Source organism: Rosettibacter firmus (assembly GCF_036860695.1).
Lineage (GTDB): Bacteria > Bacteroidota > Ignavibacteria > Ignavibacteriales > Melioribacteraceae > Rosettibacter > Rosettibacter firmus.
Genome location: NZ_JAYKGJ010000002.1, coordinates 1 through 17658, shown reverse-complemented (window position 1 = coordinate 17658; position 17658 = coordinate 1). Strand labels below are relative to the sequence as shown.

Below are 17658 nucleotides of genomic sequence, written 5' to 3'. Positions count from 1 at the left end.
CAGACCGAATTAATTAAATGTACTTTCTAAAAGTTTGACTGCACTTTTTTGTAATACCAAAACTTGATTATTTAATAATTCATAAGCCGAAGCTTTATTAGCTTCGAGAATATTTACTTTTTCAATATTTCTACCTGATTTATAAACATTCTCTTGAGTTCCATTTGTTAGTAACAAAACTTTTTTGCCATCCAGATTCAATGCTTTAAGAATATTAACAAAATCTTTAGTTTTTGGTTTTTCGAAGTTAAAATCTTCTACTACAAAAATCTGATTATTTTTTGCCTTGTATGATAGAGCAGATTTTCTTGCCAGTGCATTAACTTTTTTATTTAACTTTTGACGATAATCTCTTGGTTTTGGTCCAAAAACAGTTCCACCACCAACCCACAGAGGAGATCTTATAGAACCAGCTCTTGCACCACCTCTACCTTTTTGACGCCAGGGTTTTTTTCCTCCACCTCTTACTTCACTACGTTCTTTAGTCTTGTGAGTACCCTGTCTCTGATTAGCCAAATAAGCTTTCACAGCAAGATAGAGAGCATGGTCGTTAGGTTCTATTTCAAAAATATCTTTTGAAAGTTCGACCTGTTCACCTGTTTTTGTTCCGTCTATTTTATAAACATCTAATTTCATTTTCTATCATCAATTATTTATTGATTGCAACTATTGAATTAACCGAGCCTGGGACAGCTCCTTTTACCATAATAATATTTTTTTCTGGGATTACTTTCACAACTTCCAAGTTTCTAATTGTTACATTTTCAAAACCCATTCTACCAGCCATTCTCTGGCCTTTAAAAACTCTTGATGGAAAAGAGCTAGCTCCAATCGAACCAGGCGCTCTTACTCTATCACTTTGACCATGAGTAGTAGAACCAACACCACCAAATCCATGACGTTTAACAACTCCCTGAAATCCTTTCCCCTTACTTTTGCCAGAGACTTTCACTTTATCGCCAACCTGGAAAATATCTACTTTTATTTCATCACCTATCTTATAATTCGAAATGTCGAAGTTTTTGAATTCTTTTAATACTCTTGGTGGTTTTAAGCCAAGTTTTTGATATACAGCCAATTGAGGTTTATTAACATGTTTTTCTTTTCTTTCGCCGAAACCCAATTGAAGTGATTCATAACCATCTTTTTCTTTTGTTTTAATTGCATACACTTTACATGGACCTGCTTCTAAGATGGTTACAGGAATCACTTTGCCATCTTCGGCAAAAATATTTGTCATACCTATTTTTTTTGCTAACAATCCTGGCATATTATTTTTCCTATAACTTTATCTCAATATCTACGCCGGCCGGTATTTCTAATTTGCTCAGCGCATCAACAGTTTTATTATTAGAATTATGAATATCAATAATTCTTTTATGAGCCCTAATCTCAAATTGTTCACGCGATTTTTTATCTACGTGCGGCGATCTTAAAACAGTAAAGACCGTTCTCTTTGTTGGCAAAGGAATCGGTCCCGAAACAACCGCACCTGTACTTTTCACAGTTTTAATAATTTTTTCTGTTGATTTATCAATCAAAATATGATCGTATGATTTCAACTTAATTCTAATTTTTTGACCGGGCACTTTTAATTATCTCCTTATTCAAACAAATTTAAGGGGAAAGACTTGCTTTCCCTTAACTTAATAATATAATTTATTGAATAATTTTTGTTACAACACCTGCACCAACAGTTCTACCACCTTCACGGATAGCAAAACGCAATCCTTCTTCCATAGCAATTTCAGAAATCAATTCAACTTTCAATCTGACATTATCACCTGGCATAACCATTTCTGTTCCTTCTGGTAATGTTGCAACGCCAGTAACATCAGTAGTTCTGAAATAGAATTGTGGACGATAACCACTAAAGAATGGTGTATGGCGACCACCTTCTTCTTTCGACAATATATAAACTTCACCTTCAAAAATTCTATGAGGAGTTATTGAACCTGGTTTTGCTAATACCATTCCTCTTTCAATTTCTTTTTTATCAATACCTCTCAAAAGCAATCCTGCATTATCACCTGCTATAGCAGCATCTAATTCTTTACGGAACATTTCTATGCCTGTAACAACTGTCTTTTTATGTTGTCCAAGACCAATTAATTCTACTTCTTCATTTAATTTTATGGTTCCTCTTTCAACTCTACCCGTTGCAACTGTACCACGACCTGTAATTGAGAAAACATCTTCAACAGGCATTAAGAATGGTTTATCAATACTTCTTTCTGGAATTGGAATATAGCTATCTACTGCATCCATTAATTCCCAGATACATTTATATCTTTCATCTGTAATAGGAGCACCAGACATACCAGCTTCCATAGCTTTCAAAGCAGAACCACGAATAATAGGAATTTCGTTACCAGGGAATTCATACTTAGATAATAATTCTCTGATTTCCATTTCAACTAAATCTATTAATTCAGGATCGTCAACCATATCAACTTTATTTAAAAATACTACAATTCTTGGTACACCTACTTGACGAGCAAGTAGAATATGTTCTCTTGTTTGAGGCATTGGACCATCGGTTGCAGCAACAACTAAAATTGCACCATCCATTTGAGCTGCCCCTGTAATCATGTTTTTAACATAATCTGCGTGTCCAGGGCAGTCAACGTGAGCATAATGACGTTTTTCTGTAGAATATTCTACGTGTGCAGTTGCAATTGTAATACCTCTTTCTCTTTCTTCTGGTGCATTATCAATGCTATCGAAAGTTCTAACCTGTGATAATCCTTTTTGAGCTAATGCCATGGTGATGGCAGCAGTAAGGGTAGTCTTACCATGGTCTACGTGTCCTATAGTACCAATATTAACATGAGGTTTACTACGATCAAATTTTTCTTTTGCCATCGAGTTACTCTCCTTGTTATTTATTTTCTAATTTAATTTATTTATTATCTTAATAATTTTCTACTGATGATTTTTTCAATTGAGATTTTTCAGTAATTTCTTCAGCAATAGAATCAGGTACTCTTGCATAATGCGAGAATTGCATCGTAAAAATTGCACGTCCCTGTGTCATAGATCTTAAAATTGTAGCATAACCAAACATTTGAGCCAGAGGTACCTGAGCTTTTATTACCTGAGCATCTTTTCTCATAGTAAATCCTTCGATCTTACCTCTTCGAGAATTTAAATCACCCATCACTTCGCCTAAATACTCTTCGGGAGTAATTACTTCTACATTCATAATAGGTTCAAGCAAAATAGGATCAGCTTTTAGTGCTCCCTGTTTAAATGCAATTGAAGCAGCAACTTTAAATGAAATTTCATCCGAATCAACTTCGTGATAAGAACCATCGAACAATTTAACCTTCACATCAACTACAGGATATCCAGCTAAAACACCGTTTCTCATTGCTTCCTGGATTCCATTAATAATAGGATTAATATATTCTTTTGGGACAACTCCACCTACAATTGCATTTTCAAATTCAAATCCTTTACCTGGTTCATTTGGCGAAAGCTCAAGCCAAACATGACCATATTTACCACGACCACCAGTTTGTTTTATAAATTTACCTTCTGCTTGAACTGTTTTTGTTATGGTTTCTCTATATGCTACTTGTGGTTTACCAACATTTGCTTCTACCTTAAATTCTCTCTTCATTCGATCTACTAATATTTCAAGATGTAACTCACCCATTCCACTAATAAGTGTTTGACCTGTTTCCTCATCAACTTGAACTCTAAATGTTGGATCTTCATCCGATAATTTAGCAAGTGCATCCGATAATCTATCTTGATCAGCTTTTGTTTTTGGTTCAATAGCTATTTGAATAACTGGTTCAGGGAATGCCATTCTTTCAAGTATTATTGGATCATCTTCAGTACACAAAGTATCACCAGTTCTGGTATATTTCAAACCAACAAGTGCAGCAATATCACCAGCTCTAATTTCTTCCATATCTTCTCTATGATTAGCATGCATTTGAAGAACTCTACCAACTCTTTCTTTTCTATCCGCAACAGAATTATAAACATAAGATCCAGCTTTCAGTGTACCAGAATAAACACGAATAAAAGTTAATTTACCAACGTATGGGTCAGTCATTATCTTAAAAGCTAAAGCTGTAAATTTTTCTTTAGGATCTATTTTTCTTTCAACATGATCTTTTTTATGAACATGATGAGCAACGAGATTTCCAAGGTCAACTGGTGAAGGCAAGAAATCAACAACCGCATCAAGCAACATCTGAACGCCTTTATTTTTAAAAGAAGAACCACATAATACAGGAACAATTTTTAATTGAATTGTAGCCTCTCTTAAAACTTTTTTAATTTCTTCAACTGAAATTTCTTTGCCTTCAATGTATTTTTCAAGAAGTGTATCGTCAATTTCCGAAACAGCTTCTAACATTTGTGTTCTATATTTTTGTGCCAATGGTTTAAGGTCAGCAGGAATTTCAACATCTTCGTATGTTGTTCCGAGAGTTTCTTCGTGATACATTCGTGCTTTCATTGTCATTAAATCAATAATACCACTAAATAAATCACCATCTCCAACTGGCAATGTTATAGGGACAGCATTTGCACCAAGTCTATCTTTCATCATCTGCACAGCATTATAGAAATCTGCTCCTATTCTATCCATTTTATTAACGAAAGCAATTCTTGGAACTCCATACTTATCTGCCTGTCTCCAAACTGTTTCGGATTGTGGTTCTACGCCTCCTACTGCACAAAATAGTGCAATAGCACCATCCAAAACTCTCAATGAACGTTCAACTTCTACAGTAAAATCAACATGACCAGGTGTATCTATAATATTAATTTGATGACCTTTCCACATTGTAGTTGTAGCAGCACTTGTAATAGTAATACCTCTTTCTTTTTCCTGCTCCATCCAGTCCATCGTAGCAGCACCATTATGTACTTCGCCCATTCGATGCACTTTACCAGTATAATACAAAATACGCTCTGTAGTAGTAGTCTTACCAGCATCGATATGAGCCATTATACCAATATTTCTTACTTTACTTATTTCAACTCGATTTGTCATCTAAACTATTTACTCCTTTCTAAAAATTACCACTTAAAATGAGCGAATGCTTTATTAGCTTCTGCCATTCTATGTGTATCTTCTTTTTTCTTAACTGCATTTCCTTCGTTGTTTGCAGCAGCAATTAATTCAGCTGCCAATTTAAGAGCCATAGATTTATCTTTTCGTTCTCTAGCATAATTTCTCAGCCATCTTAATGCTAAAGCAATTCTTCTTTCTGGACGAACTTCCATTGGTACCTGATAAGTTGCACCACCAACTCTACGACTTCGAACTTCAACCATTGGAGATACGTTTTGAACTGCTTTTTTAAATATTTCAAGAGCCGGTTTTTTTGTTCTTTGTTCAATTATATCAAAGCTTTCATAAACAATTTTTCTTGCTATTGTTTTTTTCCCATCCCACATTATATAATTAATAAACTTTGCAACTAAAACATCGTTGTACTTTGGATCCGGCTTTATAAATCTTTTTTCTGCTCTTTTCTTTCTCATATGTTATTTTGCTTTTGGTTTTTTAGTTCCGTATTTAGATCTGCCTTGTTTTCTATCCTCAACACCACTTGCGTCAAGAGTTCCTCTAATAATATGATAACGAACACCCGGTAAATCTTTAACTCTACCACCTCTAATAAGAACGATAGAATGTTCTTGCAAGTTATGACCTTCTCCTGGTATATAAGCCGTAACTTCTATACCATTTGTTAATCTTACTCTTGCAACTTTTCTAAGTGCTGAGTTTGGCTTTTTAGGAGTAGTAGTATATACTCTAGTACAAACACCACGTTTTTGAGGATTTCCTTCAAGAGCTGGTGCTTTATTTTTTGCTTTTACTACTTCTCTACCTTTTCTGACCAACTGGTTTATTGTTGGCACTAAGTATCCTCCAGAATTTCTTTTAATTAAAAATTCAGACTCAAAATTTATTGATTATGATTTCAATTGTCAAGAAATCAAAATATAATTTAAATAATTTTTAAGTTGACTCTTTTTCTTCAACTCCTTCTTGTGAAGTAACCTGTTGTGAAACTGCTTCTTCGGATGTCAATATTATATTTTTATATTTTTTCAATCCAGTACCAGCAGGTATTAGATGACCCATAACTACATTTTCTTTCAGTCCAATTAAGTAATCGGTTCTAGCTTCGGTTGCTGCGTTAGTAAGTACTTTTGTAGTTTCCTGGAATGATGCAGCAGAGATAAAGCTTTCTGTTGATAATGCAGCCTGTGTAATACCCAGTAATATATTATCAAAAGTTGCAGGTTCAGCATCTCTAACTTTCATTGGTTTTTTACCTTTTCTGGTTAGATCAGCATTAATTTCTCTATATTTTGAACGAGGTATTAATTGTCCAGCCTTAAATTTAGATTGACCCGGATCAATAATATAGACCATATTTTTAATGCGTTCATTTTCTTCTATTAATTTATTTCTATCAACTAAATCTTCTTCAATAAAATTAGTATCACCTGAAGAAATTATTCTTAATTTTTGTAACATCTGTCGAACAATTACTTCAATGTGTTTATCATTAATCTTAACACCCTGCAAACGATAAACATCTTGAATTTCATTTACAAGATATTCCTGTACTGCATTTGGACCTTTTATTCTGAGTATATCATGAGGATTAATTGGTCCATCAGTAATTTTTTCTCCAGCAGGTATTTCATCTCCTTCTTGAACTAATATATGTTTACCATAAGGAATAGAATATACTTTTTGTACTGATCCATCTAATGATTCAATAATTATATCACGAGCACCTTTTTTACGAGGACCAAATTTTACTATACCTTCTATTTCAGAAACTATTGCTGGATCGTGAGGACTTCTGGCTTCGAATAATTCTGTAACTCTTGGTAATCCACCAGTAATGTCACGTGTCTTAGCAGTTGCTTTAGAAATTTTTGCTAATACTGTACCGGGTTGTATTACATCTCCTTCTTCAACAGAGAGATATGCTCTTGTAGGTATATTAAATATCTTTTCATTTCCATTATCATCTTTAACTAAAATACTTGGAGTTAGATTTTTGTCTTTTGATTCAATAACTACTTTTTGAACGTGACCAGTTTGTTCATCAGCAACCTGTTGATATGTAACATTATCTACAAGATCTATGAAACTAACTTTACCACCAATGTCTGAAACTATTACAGAGTTATATGGATCGTGATTATATAAAGCCTGACCTTTTACTACTTTTTGTCCATCTTCTACCAATAGTTCTGCACCATATGGTATTTCATATTTTTTAATCTGTCTATCGTCATCATCAAAAATTCCAATTGAGCCTCTTCTACCAATTACAACTTTTACTTTTCCGAAAGCATCATTTTTTTCAACATAAGAAATTCTATCAAATTTAACTGTACCAGCAACATTAGTTTCAACCTGTGATTGACTTGCAATACGAGAAGATGTTCCACCAAAGTGGAAAGTTCTTAATGTTAATTGCGTACCTGGTTCACCTATAGATTGTGCTGCTATAATACCAACAGCCTCACCTACTTCAACAAGCTGTCCTGTTGTTAAATTTCGTCCATAGCATTTTGCACAAACACCATGTTTAGCTTCGCATGTTAAAACTGTTCTAATATAAACCTGATCAATATTTGCTTCGTCAATTTTTTCTGCAATTTCTTCTGTAATTAATTGTCCAGCTTCTACAATTAATTCATCTGTTCTTGGGTCGTATACATCTTCCTGGGCAACACGACCAATTATTCTTTCTGCAAGTGGTTCTCTTTCTAATTCAACATCTTTCAATGCAGTAACATAAACACCACGAATTGTACCACAGTCAACTTCGGTAACTATAACATCTTGAGCTACATCACAAAGTCTTCTTGTTAAGTAACCTGCGTCTGCAGTTTTAAGTGCTGTATCTGCAAGTCCTTTACGTGCACCGTGTGTTGAAATAAAATATTCAAGAACTGATAAACCTTCTTTGAAATTAGCTACTATTGGGTTTTCAATAATTTCGCCTGATTGACCAGTTAAACTCTTTTGAGGTTTTTGCATAAGTCCACGCATACCAGCAAGTTGTCGTACCTGTTCTTGAGAACCTCTAGCACCAGAGTCAACCATCATATGGAGTGAATTAAATCCATTCTGATCATTCTTCAATCTTTCCATTAAAGATTTAGCTACATTATTTGTTGTAAATGTCCATACGTCGATTATTTTATTATATCTTTCTGCGTCTGTTATTAATCCTTGTTCATGTTCATTTAATATACTATTAACTTTTTTATTAGCTTCTTCAATTAATTTTTCTTTTTCATCTGGAACAATCATATCGCTAAAGCTAATTGAAATTCCAGCTGCAGTTGCATATCTAAAACCAAGTTCTTTTACATCGTCAAGAAACTTTGCAGTAACAACATTACCAAGCTTCATGAACATCTTGTAGATCAAACCACTAAAAGTTTTCTTAACAAGAAGTTCATTAATGAATCCCATTTCTTTGGGAACTATTTGATTAAAAATTACTCTACCAACAGTAGTTTCTAAAAATTTATCTTCATATTTGACTTTGATTCTTGCATGCAAATCAACAGCTTTTGAATTATAAGCAATTATTACTTCTTCCATGCTGCTAAATATTTTTCCTTCACCTTTAGCACCAGGACGTACTTTTGTTAAATAGTAGCAACCTAAAACTATATCCTGAGTTGGAATAACAATAGGCATTCCATTTTGTGGTGAAAGAATATTATGTGAACTTAACATTAAAATAGTAGCTTCGAGTTGTGCTTCGTATGAAAGAGGTACATGCACAGCCATCTGGTCGCCATCAAAATCTGCATTAAATGCAGTACAAACCATTGGATGAAGTTGTATTGCTTTACTATCAATTAGTTTTGGTTGAAATGCCTGAATACCAAGTCTATGCAATGTAGGAGCTCGGTTCAAGAGAACAGGATGTCCATCGATTAATTTTTCTAAAATTTCCCAGATTATAGGTTCTTTTCTATCAACTGCTTTACGAGCACTTTTAACTGTTTTATAATGTCCTCTTTCAATTAATTTTCTAATGATAAATGGTTTGAATAATTCAACAGCCATATCTTTTGGTAAGCCACATTCATGCAGCTTAAGTTCAGGACCAACTACAATTACAGAACGTCCTGAATAATCAACACGTTTACCCAATAAATTTTGACGGAATCGACCCTGTTTACCTTTAAGCATATCACTTAAGGATTTCAGAGGACGATTTCCATCACTTCGAACTGCGCTTGCTCGTCGTGAATTATCAAAGAGTGCATCTACTGCTTCCTGAAGCATTCTCTTTTCGTTTCTAAGAATTACTTCTGGAGCTTTAATTTCAATTAATCTTTTTAATCTATTATTTCTTATTATAACTCTTCTATATAAATCATTCAGGTCGCTTGTTGCAAATCTTCCTCCTTCGAGAGGAACAAGTGGTCTTAGTTCTGGAGGAATTACTGGTATAACACTTAAAACCATCCATTCTGGTTTATTCTGAACTTTTCCTTCTCGTTCTCTGAATGCTTCTAAAACACGTAATCTTTTTAGAATATCACTTCTCTTTTGTTGAGAAGTTTCTACTGCTAATTGTGCTTTTAATTCCTGAAATGTTTGTTCTATATCAGTATTTTTGAGTAATTCTCTAATTGCTTCGCCACCAATTTTTGCTACAAATTTTTTAGGATCATTATCATCAAGAGCATCATTATCATGTGGTAGTGATTGAACAATTTCATAATATTGCTCTTCTGAAATCAAATCTTTTTTATTCAAACCAGTAGGACCTGGATTTAAAACAACGTAAGATTCATAATAGATTATTCTCTCGAGTTCTTTTGTTGTCATTCCAATTATATTGCCAATTTTTGATGGCAATGCTTTAAAGAACCAGATATGAACAACAGGAACAGCAAGAGCAATATGACCCATTCTTTCTCTTCTAACACTTTTCAAAGTTATTTCGACACCACATCGATCGCAAACTATTCCTTTATAGCGAATTCCTTTATATTTTCCGCAAGCACATTCCCAATCTTTTACAGGTCCAAATATCTTTTCACAAAATAATCCATCTTTTTCTGGTCTAAACGACCGATAGTTAATAGTTTCTGGTTTTGTTACTTCTCCATGGGACCTATCAAGAATATCATCGGGACTTGCAAGACTGATAGTTAACCTCTCAATTGTCTTAACTTTTGTATCTTGAATATTAGCTCGCATATTTTTTCTCCTTAATTATTTTCCGCTCAAAGCGGTTCTTACGGTTAATTAATTTTAATTTCGAGTCCTAAACCTTGAAGTTCTTTAATCATAACATTAAAGGCTTCTGGAATATTAGGTTCTGGTAAATTTTCGCCTTTAACAATAGCTTCGTAAGTTTTAGCTCTACCAGTAACATCATCACTTTTAACCGTTAAGATTTCTTGTAATGTATGTGCAGCACCATAACCTTCAAGTGCCCATACTTCCATTTCACCAAATCTTTGTCCACCAAATTGTGCTTTACCACCCAATGGTTGTTGAGTAATTAATGAATAAGGACCAATAGAACGAGCATGAATTTTATCATCAACCATATGACTGAGTTTCATCATATAGATATAACCACATGTAACTTTTTGATGGAATCTTTCTCCAGTTCTTCCATCGTACAACCATACTTTACTTCCTTCATCAAGTTCTGCTTTTCTAAGCCACTCTTCGATATCTTTAACACCAGCGCCATCAAATATTGGTGTTTCGAATTTAACACCTAATTTTTTACCAACCCAACCAAGTGCTGTTTCGTATAATTGTCCAAGGTTCATACGAGATGGTACACCTAATGGATTAAGAACTATATCAACTGGAGTTCCATCTTCATGATATGGCATATCTTCTACAGGAACAACCTTAGCTACTACACCTTTATTTCCGTGACGTCCAGCCATCTTATCGCCAACCTGAATTTTTCTTTTCTTAGCAACATATACTTTTGCTAATTGAGTTATTCCTGGTGGTAATTCATCTCCAGCCTGGATTTTCAATTTTTCTCGTTTATAATTTTCTTCGACTTCTGCCATTACTTTGAAATAGTTTGAATATAATTTTCTTATTAATTCATTTGTATTTTTACGTTCAAACCAATCTTTTGTATAATCTAATTTAGTAACATCAATATCAGCAAAAGTCGATTCTTTAATTACTGTACCACTTCTTAAAACTACAGTACCATCTAAATCTCGAATACCGGTTGTTGTTTTTCCTTCAGTAATCTTGGTAAGTTTTTCAACTAATTTTTTATAATAATTTTCTTGTTGTTGTTTATAAGTATTTTCTAATTCATCTAATTGTTTTTTCTCTAATTTCTTAGCTTCAGCATCTTTTTTCTTTCTACTGAAAAGTCTTGTTTTAATTACTACACCTTTTAATCCTGGAGGAGCTTTGAGAGATGCATCTTTAACATCACCGGCTTTATCACCAAAAATTGCTTTTAATAATTTTTCTTCTGGTGTAGGATCTGATTCTCCTTTAGGAGTAATTTTACCAATCAGTATATCACCTTCTTTAACTTCAGCACCTTCTCTAATAATTCCATTTTCATCCAGATCTTTTGTTGCTTCTTCACTTACATTTGGAATATCACGAGTTAGTTCTTCTTCACCACGTTTAGTTTCACGTACCTGTAATTCAAATTCTTCAATATGTATTGATGTAAATACATCTTCTGCAACAAGTCTTTCGCTTATTACAATAGCATCTTCAAAGTTATAACCGTTCCATGGCATAAATGCTACAGAAATATTCTTACCAAGTGCAAGTTCTCCTTTATCAATCGAAGGACCATCAGCAAGTACATCTCCCTTCTTAAATTTTTGTCCAGTTACTACAACAGGTTTTTGATTAAAACATGTTTCCTGATTAGTACCGGCAAATTTTGTTAATTGATATTCAACTCTTCTTTCATCTTCAAAACTTACAAGAGCTTCGTTAGGATCAAGTTTTACATCATATTTAACAATAATTTTTCTTGCATCAGCATATTCAACAATTCCATCTTCTTCTGCTATAATAACAGAGCGCGAATCTCTTGCAACTTTATATTCCATTCCAGTTCCTACAATAGGAGCTTCGGTCACAAGCAAAGGAACTGCCTGACGTTGCATATTTGAACCCATAAGAGCACGGTTTGCATCATCATGTTCTAAGAATGGAATTAAGGCTGCTGCAGCACTTACAATTTGTGCTGGAGCTACATCCATATAGTCTACATCTTTAGGATGTACTACTGGGAACTCACCTTTATGACGGCATTTTACTCTATCGACTAAAAATCTTCCCTGTTCATCAATCGGAGCATTAGCCTGTGCAATTATATATTCATCTTCCTGATCTGCACTTAGATATTCAATTGTATTTGTAACTCGACCATCTTTTACTTTTCTATATGGTGTTTCTAAGAAACCATATTGATTTACACGTGCATAAATAGTAAGAGAAGAAATAAGACCAATATTAGGACCTTCAGGAGTTTCAATTGGACATAAACGACCATAATGTGAATGATGAACGTCACGAACTTCAAAACCGGCTCTTTCGCGAGTTAACCCACCAGGACCTAAAGCAGATATTCTTCTTTTATGTGTTAATTCAGAAAGTGGATTGGTTTGATCCATAAATTGAGATAATTGGTTTGTACCAAAGAATGCATTAATTACGCTACTAATAGTCCTTGCATTAACCAAATCTTGAGGTTGCATATTTTCGTTATCTCGCATATTCATTCTTTCTTTGATAGTACGAGCCATTCTTGCCAAACCAATATTGTACTGTTGCATGAGTTGCTCGCCTACAGTTCTAACTCTTCTATTTCCAAGATGGTCTATATCATCAACACTAACGTTGCCATTTTTTAATTTTATAATATTCTTCATTATAGCAACAATATCTTCTACAGTAAGAACATGAATATTCTCATCTACATTAAGTCCAAGCTTATCATTCATTCTAAAGCGACCAACTTCTCCAAGGTCATATCTTTTATCGTTAAAGAATAATTTTTCGAGTAAACCTATTGCTGTTTCTAAATCTGGTGCTTCGCCAGAACGAAGTTGACGATAAATTGAATAGAGTGCTTCTTCTTTAGTTTTTGCTGTATCTTTTTTAAGCGTATTTATAATTAAGTCCTGTTCGTAGGACGTTTCTGCACTAATTAATTGAACTTTTTGTAAAGACGACTTTTTAATATTTTCTATAATTTCTTCTGTTAATTGAGCATCTTTAGCAACATAAATTTCACCTGTCTGCATATCAATAACATCATTAGCAGCATATCTACCAGAATGTTTTTCAGGGTCTAAATGTTTTACTGGAACTTCTTCAATAAGATCAAATAAATTTAGAATTTGTTCATCTGTTTCGTAACCCAGAGCTCTTAAAAGTGTAGTTGAAGGAAACTTTTTTCTACGATCAATATAAACATAAAGTACATTATTGATATCAGTTGCAAATTCTACCCATGAACCCTTAAATGGGATTATTCTTGCAGTATAAATTGGAGTTCCATTTGGATGTAATGTTTGGGCAAATGCTACTCCTGGAGAACGATGTAATTGACTTACAATTACTCTTTCAGCTCCATTTATGATAAAAGTACCTCTCTCTGTCATAAAAGGTAAATTGCCAAGATAAACTTCTTGTTCTACAGAGTTAATATATTCACCTGTCTCTTCATCTTTTGTTGATAGACGAAGTTTAGCTTTTAACGGAGCTGAATAAGTTAATCCCCTTTCTTCACATTCAGCAATTGAGAAACGGGGTTTTTCAACATAATATTCAATAAAATCGAGGCGATAAAATTCTTTATTATCCAGAATCGGGAAATTCTGATTAAATACCGCTTGCAAACCTTTATTTTCTCTTTGTGAAGGCGGCACTTTTAGTTGCAAGAATTCCTCAAAAGATTCAAGCTGGATATTCAACAAATCTGGCACCTTCATAACATTGGTTATCTTTGCAAACGAAATTCGACCCGTGCTTTTATTAATTTTTAGTTTTTCCAAGGCCTAACCTCCAATAAATTTAATAAATTTTCTTTCATTCATAATGAAAGAAAGTGGTAAAACGGAATTTACCATTTTACCACTTTGTATTGTTGAAAATTACTTAAGATAGAAACTGATTTATTTAATAGAAACCGTAGCGCCAGCTTCTTCTAATTCTTTTTTAATTTTTTCAGCTTCTTCTTTAGAAATACCTTCTTTTACTGGTTTTGGTGCACTATCAACTAAGTCCTTAGCTTCTTTTAAGCCCAGTCCAGTATGAGCACGAACAACTTTAATAACATTTATTTTTGTAGCGCCAGCATTTTCAAGTATAACATCGAATTCAGTTTTTTCTTCAGCCGGTGCAGCTGCAGCACCAGCAGCTGGAGCACCTGCCATAACAACAGGAGCAGCAGCAGTTACTCCAAATTCGTCTTCTAAAGCTTTTTTTAATTCAGCAGCTTCTACCAATGTAAGAGCTTTAATTTTCTCTACAATTTCAGCAACTTTTTCTGACATTTTATTTCTCCTATTAATTTAATATTTCACTTATAAAAATTATGCAGCTTGCTTTTTAGAGATTTCGTCGATAACACTGACTAAATCTCTCATAACTGCATTAATAGCGCCAACTATTCCAGATGCTGGTGAAGCAACACTTCCAATAATACCAGCAATAATCTCTTCTTTAGTTGGCATAGAAGCAATTGCATCCAACTGTTCAGAATCATAAAATGTAGACTCTAGATAACAACCCTTAAATGCGAACTTTCCTGTTTCATCAAAATATTTTTTTATGATTTTTGCAGGTGCAACAAAATTATCATTTGCAAATGCTACACCTGTCATACCTGTAAGTTTATCATAGAATCTATCATACCCTCCAATTTCTTCGAGGGCTTTTCTAAGTAAAGTATTTTTAAAGACCTTGTAAGTAACTCCTTCTTTTTTAAAATTAGAACGGAGTTTATTAATATCAGCAACGTTTACACCCTTATAATCTACTAAAAACATTGCTGATGAATTTTTTACAAGTTCTTTTATCTGTTGTAGTATTTCTACCTTTTGAGCTTTTTTCATTATTCTCCCGTATCAGTTAATATAACAACTGTTCGGCTTACGAAGCATTATTTGACCTCATTGTAGAATCAACTACAATTGAGGTAGAGTGCGTAATTTTTTTTATTTAAGAGCCAGGGCTGATTCGTCTTTAGTAATTTTTAATCCAGGTCCCATAGTTGAAGATAAGTAAACGCTCTTTATATATTGACCTTTAGCTGATGCTGGTTTCAACTTAACTATTGTTTGTAAAAATGCTCTAACATTTTCAGCTAATTGTTCAACTGTAAAATTTAATTTACCAAGCGAAGCATGTACAATACCTGCTTTTTCAACACGGAATTCGATTTTACCAGCTTTCACTTCTTTAACAGCTTTTGCAACATCATTAGTTACAGTACCACTTTTAGGATTTGGCATTAATCCTTTTGGACCAAGAATTCGTCCAAGTTTACCAACTTCACCCATTGTATCAGGAGTAGCTATAATAACATCAACATCTGCCCAGCCTTCTTTAATTTTTTCAAGATATTCTTCAAAACCTGCGTAGTCGGCACCTGCTTTTAATGCTTCTTCTGCTAAAGAACCTTTTGCAATTACAAGAACTCTAACTTGTTTTCCAGTTCCATTAGGTAAAGATACAGTTCCTCTAACCATTTGATCTGCATGGCGAGGATCCACACCCAGACGAACAGCACAGTCAAGCGATTCTGTAAATTTAACTTTTGAATTTTCTTTCAATATTTTAATCGCTTCTTCTACTGTATATTCTTTTTTTGTATCTACGTTTTTTCTTATTTCTCTAATTCTTTTTGATACTTTCATTTTTATACCATTAATTTATTCTTCTACTGTAATTCCCATACTACGTGCTGTACCAGCTATCATACTCATTGCATGTTCAATATCATGAGCATTTAGATCTGGCATTTTAATCTGTGCAATTTCACGAAGTTGTTCTTTTGTAATTTTACCTACTTTAGTTTTATTTGGTTCAGGAGAACCTTTTTCTAATTTAAGTGCTTTTTTTAACAAAACAGCAGCAGGTGGAGTTTTAGTAACAAATGTAAAAGATTTATCAGAATAAACTGTTATCACAACTGGAATTATTAATCCCTGTTTATCAGCAGTTCTTGCATTAAATTGTTTACAGAACTCCATAATATTAACACCTTTTTGACCCAATGCAGGGCCAACTGGAGGTGATGGATTTGCTTGTCCACCCGGTATCTGGAGTTTAATATAAGCTTCTATTTTTTTTGCCATAATTTAACCTAATAATTTATTTCTCTAATTCAGCTTGTACAAAGTCGATTTCAACAGGAGTTTTTCTTCCAAAAATCGAAACCATTACTTTAATTTTCATTTTTTCTTCGTTAACTTCTTCAACAATACCTGTAAAGTTATTAAATGGACCATCAATTATTTTAACAAAATCTCCAGCGCGAAATACTGTTTCTGTTCTTTCAGCTTCTTCCCCTTGAGATATTCTTCCTACAATTCTTTTAACTTCATCAGGAAGTAATGGAATAGGATTTTTAGGATTACCAAGAAATCCCATAACAGAAGGAGTATTTAAAATAAAATCTTTTGTTTTAAGATCAAGATCTGCACAAATTAATATATACCCAGGGAAAAAGTTTTTCTTCTTTGTTTTCTTTTTCCCATCTTTAATTTCAAGTACTTTTTCGGTTGGAACTAAAACTTCAAAAATTCTGGCTCTTAATTCTTCGTTGTCTTTTAATTCATTTTCGATAAGTGTTTTCACTTTATTTTCGTGTCCCGAAAAAGTACGAACTACATACCATTTACCATTCACAGCTTCCAATTAAAATATCCCTTTAAATATTTGACTAATACTCATATCGATTACATAGGTAAACAAAGCAAGAATAAGACATACCACAATAACAATAGCTGTGGATTCTTTTAATTCATCTTTAGAAGGCCATGTTACCTTCTTCATTTCTTTTACAACGTCATTTACAAAATTGATAATTTTTTCTTTCATAATTTCAATACTCTTAATTGCACGTCAGGAGGGACTTGAACCCCCAGCCTGCGGTTTTGGAGACCGCTGCTCTGCCAATTGAGCTACTGACGTATTTATTTTGTTTCTTTAAATATTACATGTTTTCTTACAATTGGATCATACTTTTTATACTCTACACGACCAGGATGATTTCTTTTATTCTTTGTTGTTGTATAGCGGTATCCAGTTCCTGCAGTACTTTCAAGAGTTATAATTTGTCTTATGTTTTTTGATTTTGCCATTTATGTACCTATTCAATTAACTTCCTGAGCGGGAGACGGGACTCGAACCCGCGACCAACAGCTTGGAAGGCTGTGACTCTACCAACTGAGTTACTCCCGCTTTTATCAACTTTTCTTTTGAGCTGATGACCGGGATTGAACCGGTGACCTCTTCCTTACCAAGGAAGTGCTCTACCAACTGAGCTACATCAGCTTATTCAGTAATCAAACTTTATAAATAACTTTCTTCCTTACCAAGGAAGTGCTCTACCAATCCGCCTCAACTTTGTTGAGGCGAGATCTCGT

16 protein-coding genes and 3 tRNA genes are annotated in these 17658 nt (G+C 33.7%); all 19 read right to left on the bottom strand.

Annotation, left to right across the window (positions count from 1 at the left end):
- Positions 1-9: 9 nt before the first annotated feature.
- Positions 10-636 (bottom strand): 50S ribosomal protein L4, encoded by a 627-nt coding sequence (gene rplD / locus VJY38_RS06890; protein WP_353679954.1) that lies wholly within the window; start codon positions 634-636, stop codon positions 10-12.
- Positions 637-649: 13 nt separating this feature from the next.
- On the bottom strand, positions 650-1270 hold the full coding sequence (gene rplC, locus VJY38_RS06885; protein WP_353679953.1) for a 50S ribosomal protein L3: 621 nt from the start codon (positions 1268-1270) through the stop codon (positions 650-652).
- Positions 1271-1280: 10 nt separating this feature from the next.
- Positions 1281-1589 (bottom strand): 30S ribosomal protein S10, encoded by a 309-nt coding sequence (gene rpsJ / locus VJY38_RS06880; protein WP_014854898.1) that lies wholly within the window; start codon positions 1587-1589, stop codon positions 1281-1283.
- A 70-nt stretch (positions 1590-1659) separates the two neighbouring features.
- Positions 1660-2865 carry an elongation factor Tu gene (gene tuf / locus VJY38_RS06875; RefSeq protein ID WP_353679952.1) on the bottom strand — a complete coding sequence of 402 codons (1206 nt, stop codon included), beginning with the start codon at positions 2863-2865 and terminating at the stop codon, positions 1660-1662.
- Between the two features lie 49 nt (positions 2866-2914).
- Entirely contained in the window at positions 2915-5017 is a 2103-nt protein-coding gene (gene fusA, locus VJY38_RS06870; RefSeq protein ID WP_353679951.1) for an elongation factor G, read from the bottom strand.
- A 26-nt stretch (positions 5018-5043) separates the two neighbouring features.
- Positions 5044-5511, bottom strand: a complete 468-nt coding sequence (gene rpsG, locus VJY38_RS06865) for a 30S ribosomal protein S7 (RefSeq protein WP_353679950.1) — start codon at positions 5509-5511, stop codon at positions 5044-5046.
- A gap of 3 nt (positions 5512-5514) precedes the next feature.
- Positions 5515-5892, bottom strand: a complete 378-nt coding sequence (gene rpsL / locus VJY38_RS06860; protein ID WP_353679949.1) for a 30S ribosomal protein S12 — start codon at positions 5890-5892, stop codon at positions 5515-5517.
- Positions 5893-5992: 100 nt separating this feature from the next.
- Positions 5993-10237: a DNA-directed RNA polymerase subunit beta' gene (gene rpoC / locus VJY38_RS06855; RefSeq protein ID WP_353679948.1), complete on the bottom strand. Its 4245-nt coding sequence runs from the start codon at positions 10235-10237 to the stop codon at positions 5993-5995.
- A 44-nt stretch (positions 10238-10281) separates the two neighbouring features.
- Positions 10282-13995: a DNA-directed RNA polymerase subunit beta gene (gene rpoB, locus VJY38_RS06850; RefSeq protein WP_434968565.1), complete on the bottom strand. Its 3714-nt coding sequence runs from the start codon at positions 13993-13995 to the stop codon at positions 10282-10284.
- A gap of 183 nt (positions 13996-14178) precedes the next feature.
- Entirely contained in the window at positions 14179-14559 is a 381-nt protein-coding gene (gene rplL, locus VJY38_RS06845; protein WP_353679946.1) for a 50S ribosomal protein L7/L12, read from the bottom strand.
- Positions 14560-14598: 39 nt separating this feature from the next.
- Positions 14599-15120, bottom strand: a complete 522-nt coding sequence (gene rplJ, locus VJY38_RS06840; RefSeq protein WP_353679945.1) for a 50S ribosomal protein L10 — start codon at positions 15118-15120, stop codon at positions 14599-14601.
- A gap of 102 nt (positions 15121-15222) precedes the next feature.
- Complete coding sequence (rplA, locus tag VJY38_RS06835; RefSeq protein WP_353679944.1) at positions 15223-15924, bottom strand: 50S ribosomal protein L1; 702 nt, start codon at positions 15922-15924, stop codon at positions 15223-15225.
- 15 nt (positions 15925-15939) lie between these two features.
- Complete coding sequence (rplK, locus tag VJY38_RS06830; RefSeq protein ID WP_353679943.1) at positions 15940-16365, bottom strand: 50S ribosomal protein L11; 426 nt, start codon at positions 16363-16365, stop codon at positions 15940-15942.
- 16 nt (positions 16366-16381) lie between these two features.
- A complete protein-coding gene (gene nusG, locus VJY38_RS06825) occupies positions 16382-16927 on the bottom strand; it encodes a transcription termination/antitermination protein NusG (protein ID WP_434968561.1) in 546 nt (181 codons plus the stop codon).
- Positions 16928-17110, bottom strand: coding sequence for a preprotein translocase subunit SecE (gene secE / locus VJY38_RS06820; RefSeq protein WP_353679942.1), 183 nt, complete (start codon positions 17108-17110; stop codon positions 16928-16930).
- 20 nt (positions 17111-17130) lie between these two features.
- Positions 17131-17203 (bottom strand) — tRNA-Trp (locus tag VJY38_RS06815).
- A gap of 2 nt (positions 17204-17205) precedes the next feature.
- A complete protein-coding gene (gene rpmG, locus VJY38_RS06810; protein ID WP_353679941.1) occupies positions 17206-17373 on the bottom strand; it encodes a 50S ribosomal protein L33 in 168 nt (55 codons plus the stop codon).
- Positions 17374-17400: 27 nt separating this feature from the next.
- Positions 17401-17473 (bottom strand) — tRNA-Gly (locus VJY38_RS06805).
- Between the two features lie 20 nt (positions 17474-17493).
- Positions 17494-17566: transfer RNA gene (locus tag VJY38_RS06800), tRNA-Thr, on the bottom strand.
- Between the last annotated feature and the right edge of the window lie 92 nt (positions 17567-17658).

Coding starts and splice junctions, on each gene's coding strand:
- rplD (WP_353679954.1), bottom strand. CDS start 636: ATGAAATTAGATGTTTATAAAATAGACGGAACAAAAACAGGTGAACAG.
- rplC (WP_353679953.1), bottom strand. CDS start 1,270: ATGCCAGGATTGTTAGCAAAAAAAATAGGTATGACAAATATTTTTGCC.
- tuf (WP_353679952.1), bottom strand. CDS start 2,865: ATGGCAAAAGAAAAATTTGATCGTAGTAAACCTCATGTTAATATTGGT.
- fusA (WP_353679951.1), bottom strand. CDS start 5,017: ATGACAAATCGAGTTGAAATAAGTAAAGTAAGAAATATTGGTATAATG.
- rpsG (WP_353679950.1), bottom strand. CDS start 5,511: ATGAGAAAGAAAAGAGCAGAAAAAAGATTTATAAAGCCGGATCCAAAG.
- rpoC (WP_353679948.1), bottom strand. CDS start 10,237: ATGCGAGCTAATATTCAAGATACAAAAGTTAAGACAATTGAGAGGTTA.
- rpoB (WP_434968565.1), bottom strand. CDS start 13,995: ATGAAGGTGCCAGATTTGTTGAATATCCAGCTTGAATCTTTTGAGGAA.
- rplL (WP_353679946.1), bottom strand. CDS start 14,559: ATGTCAGAAAAAGTTGCTGAAATTGTAGAGAAAATTAAAGCTCTTACA.
- rplJ (WP_353679945.1), bottom strand. CDS start 15,120: ATGAAAAAAGCTCAAAAGGTAGAAATACTACAACAGATAAAAGAACTT.
- rplA (WP_353679944.1), bottom strand. CDS start 15,924: ATGAAAGTATCAAAAAGAATTAGAGAAATAAGAAAAAACGTAGATACA.
- rplK (WP_353679943.1), bottom strand. CDS start 16,365: ATGGCAAAAAAAATAGAAGCTTATATTAAACTCCAGATACCGGGTGGA.
- secE (WP_353679942.1), bottom strand. CDS start 17,110: ATGAAAGAAAAAATTATCAATTTTGTAAATGACGTTGTAAAAGAAATG.
- rpmG (WP_353679941.1), bottom strand. CDS start 17,373: ATGGCAAAATCAAAAAACATAAGACAAATTATAACTCTTGAAAGTACT.